This is a genomic window from Neisseria sp. Marseille-Q1983 (assembly GCF_018224585.1).
GTDB lineage: Bacteria > Pseudomonadota > Gammaproteobacteria > Burkholderiales > Neisseriaceae > Neisseria > Neisseria polysaccharea.
On record NZ_JAGTUI010000078.1, the window covers coordinates 1 to 3,598 of the forward strand.

Here is a 3,598-nt window from a genome sequence, read left to right on the forward strand (position 1 = left end):
TATACTATAAAACCTTTAGACTTATGTATTATTATATATGGTTAGTCGTATTAAATTATTATCTATGAGTATTTTATTTTTTTTTTTTTTTTTCAAGCAAAAGGCGGCATACGAGATGTAGAGGGGTCTCGTGGGCTCGGAGATGTTTAAAAGAAAAAGATATAGATGGAACTTTTTAACTTTACGGCAAATTGCCGATTTTATCGTATTTCCTTTTCGGTTGAAATCCCGCCACTCGGACATCTGTCCTTCGGGGCGGCAGGATCAGACTTTATAGTGGATTAACAAAAATCAGGACAACACATAGGGCAACGCTTTATGTGCCGTCTTGTGTGTTGAAACATCAGCATAGGAAACACATAAAAAGCCGGCTGTTTTGCGCCTGCGTACCGTATTGGTCAAAATGCCGTCTGAAACCGATAACAGGGTTTCAGACGGCATTTCCGTCAATTTTCCCTTTATCTGCCGAACAGGTTGGCGATATTTTCCATCTGTTCTTCGGTAAAACCGTTCTCGCCCAATCTGGCGGCAACTGCCCATTCGCCCGACAAACCGTGTTCCGCACCGAGCTGCCGCCATTTTTCGACTTTGGCTTCGGCTGTGGTTTTTTCGGGCAGCGGTTTGACGGGAATCCTGCTTTTGGGGACGGTATTCATCGGTTTGCCCCTAATCGATGGAATAGCCGCGAAGATACTGTATCCGTTCGCGCGTCATCCGCGTGTCGCACTGCAATTTGAGATATTCGGCGTATTCTTTCCCGTCTGCCTGCGCGGCGGCTTGTCGGCAGTTGCTGATTTTTTCCTGCGCCCACTTGCGTTGTTCGCCGACCAACTCTTTTTGCACATCAGTATCGAGTCCTCCCCAAAGTTTGGTAATTTCGGATTCCGCACGTTGATTTTGTACGCGCGCCTCTTCCACTTCGCCCCGTGATACGGTAACGGTATCGGCACGCTCGCCGTCGTCGGGATGCAGGATTTCCGGTTCGGGCGCGCCTTCTGCGGCTTGGGGTACGCCCGCATCGCCGCCTGCGGCATTGTGTTCCAAAATGTCTTCGGGCGTGGGTTTGGACGGCGGTTCGGGGGCTTTTCCGCTCAAAATCCTGACCGCGTCTTCTTTTTTCACCGCCTTGCCGTCTATCATCACGATGCTCTTCACGCCGTAAGGCAGCAGCGCGGCAGACAGCGTTTGCGCCGCCATACCGACCGTGTTGTCGACAAATGCCGTCTGACCGTCTTTGGCGGGCAGGAAGCGGACGGCTGCCGTCAATACGCCGTCTTTAAATTCGACATTGCCGCCCGTCTTCTGCCGCACAATATCCGACAAAGCGGTTTCCCCGTACAACAGGGGGCTGTTTGCCTCGGCATCGGCAAGCGTTTCAGACGGCACGGTAATGTTCAAATCGGCAATACAGAACGTGCGCCCGCCTTCCTGCGTTTCCGAAGCGTGTTCCAAAGAAAACGCCAAACCGTAGGCGGCGGCGATAATTTTGTCGGCATCGACAAACTGCCTGCCGTCTTCGCGCGCGAAAGAACGCGCTTCCTGCGTGAGCGTTTCCTGAATACTGCCGCGTATGTCCTGCAACACGGCGGGGTTGGCGCATTCCAATGCCTTGGGCGGTTCTTCCCTGCCGCACGCGGCAAGCAGCAGGGCAAACGGCAGCGCAATGAGTTTCCGATACATGATGTTCCTTCCAAACGGTGCAGACCGATGGCGGCTATCATAGCAAAAGCACCTGCAGGCGGTAAACCTTGCAGGTGCTTTGTCGGAAAGGCGGAAAATCAGCCTTTAAAGAAATTCACAAAGCCGGTGAGAATCGCCGCATTAATCAAATCGACGAAGAACGCGCCGACCATAGGCACAATCAAAAACGCCTTATGCGATGCGCCGAAAGTATGCGTGATGGACTGCATATTTGCCACCGCCGTCGGCGTTGCGCCCAAGCCGAAACCGCAATGGCCGGCAGCCAATACTGCGGCATCATAGTCGCGCCCCATAAAGACATAGGTAACAAAAGTCGCGTACAAAACCATCACCACGGTTTGTACGGCAAGGATGACGGTTACAGGCCCCGCCAAACCGGTCAGCTCCCACAGTTTCAAATTCAGCAACGCCATTGCCAAGAAAAGCGAAAGCGAAGCATTGCCGAACACATCGATGGCGCGGTCGAACATATTGACTTTGAATGCGGCAGTGAGGATGTTGCGGATGACCACGCCGCCAAACAGACACCACACGAATTTGGGCAGGTCGAACAGGTATTCTTTGTCGAAGCCGTCCATAATCTCGGCAAATGCCAGACACGCGGCAAACATGGCAAGCGTTTCAACGGCAGATTCCGCCGTAATCAGGCGGGTGCGTTTTGCCTGTTCGAACACGTCGTCCGCGTTGTCGTCCTGATCCTGTTTTGTGTTTTCAACCGGTTTGCGCCCCATTTTGTTGATCAGGCGGCGCGCAACCGGCCCGCCGATCAGACCGCCGAATACCAGCCCGAAAGTAGCCGAAGCAATACCCAAACCGGTTGCGCCGACCAAGCCGTATTGCGTTTCAAAATTAGGTCCCCACGCACCTGACGTACCGTGTCCGCCCGTCAGCGACACCGAACCGGTAATCAGACCGATGAGCGGATCCAAACCCAAAGCCGTAGCCAGTCCGACCCCGACAAAGTTTTGCACCAAGATAAATCCGCCCACAATCGCGGTAAAAACCACCAGCGGCAAACCGCCCGCTTTCAAACGGGAGAAGTCGGCACTCAAGCCAATGGATGTAAAGAAGATGAGCATGAACGCATCTTGCAGCGGTTTTTCAAATTTAAAGCTGACGCCGTAGGCTTCGTGCAGCGCAAACAGGATAATCGCGGCAATCAGCCCGCCCGCCACGGGTTCGGGAATATTAAAATCACGCAAGAACTTAATTTTATTGACTAAAACTTTTCCGACCAACAAAACCAAAGTGGCGGCAATCAGGGTGTAATAACTGTTAAACGCCCATTCCATATCGTTTGACCTCCTAAAATGTTTTTCTTTATGTCCGCCCGAAGGGGCGCAGGCGCGAAGATATTAGGGGAACAGTTAAGGCTTGTCAAAGAATTGCCGTTTTTTACAACTATTTTTTACAAACAAAATGCCGTCTGAAACTCCGTTCAGACGGCATCGGGCATTTGCACCTGTTCAATAATTGGTCGAACAGAACTGCTCGCGCTTGTCCGCATCGGCGGCATAACACGTCAAACCCATACCTGCCGCATTGCTGTTAGCAGCCTTCGCACCCGGTTTTTTGTTCACCGAAACCTTGCCGTCTTTGCCGATTTCAACGGTTACGCCTTTGCCGTTTTTCATCTTCCATTTCAACACTTGCGCATCGGCACTTTGGCACTTGCTGACCGTACAGCCGCCCTCTGCCGCCACATTGCCGTTTTTATAGATTACACACTGCTGCCGGCTGTCGGCACACGCCGCAAACGCAGAAACCGAAAAACAGGACACCAGCGCGGCAAACATCAATTTCTTCATGGTTCGGACTCCTTATTTAAACAGGTTGGCAATAATTTATAGTGGATTAACAAAAATCAGGACAAGGCGACGAAGCCGCAGACAGTACA

The 3,598-nt window shown here is 51.8% G+C and carries 5 protein-coding genes; all 5 read right to left on the reverse strand.

The genetic code is table 11. The annotated features are described in order from the left end of the window. Nucleotides 1–291: 291 nt before the first annotated feature. Nucleotides 292–441, reverse strand: coding sequence for a hypothetical protein (locus tag KEM39_RS10925; RefSeq protein WP_118997335.1), 150 nt, complete (start codon nucleotides 439–441; stop codon nucleotides 292–294). A 17-nt stretch (nucleotides 442–458) separates the two neighbouring features. Then, complete coding sequence (locus KEM39_RS10930; RefSeq protein ID WP_013448186.1) at nucleotides 459–656, reverse strand: hypothetical protein; 198 nt, start codon at nucleotides 654–656, stop codon at nucleotides 459–461. A gap of 10 nt (nucleotides 657–666) precedes the next feature. Then, nucleotides 667–1,680 (reverse strand): lysozyme inhibitor LprI family protein, encoded by a 1,014-nt coding sequence (locus tag KEM39_RS10935; protein ID WP_118997334.1) that lies wholly within the window; start codon nucleotides 1,678–1,680, stop codon nucleotides 667–669. Nucleotides 1,681–1,778: 98 nt separating this feature from the next. After that, nucleotides 1,779–2,993 (reverse strand): sodium/glutamate symporter, encoded by a 1,215-nt coding sequence (gene gltS, locus KEM39_RS10940; RefSeq protein WP_118997333.1) that lies wholly within the window; start codon nucleotides 2,991–2,993, stop codon nucleotides 1,779–1,781. Between the two features lie 174 nt (nucleotides 2,994–3,167). Next, nucleotides 3,168–3,509 carry a hypothetical protein gene (locus KEM39_RS10945; protein ID WP_118997332.1) on the reverse strand — a complete coding sequence of 114 codons (342 nt, stop codon included), beginning with the start codon at nucleotides 3,507–3,509 and terminating at the stop codon, nucleotides 3,168–3,170. Nucleotides 3,510–3,598 lie beyond the last annotated feature (89 nt).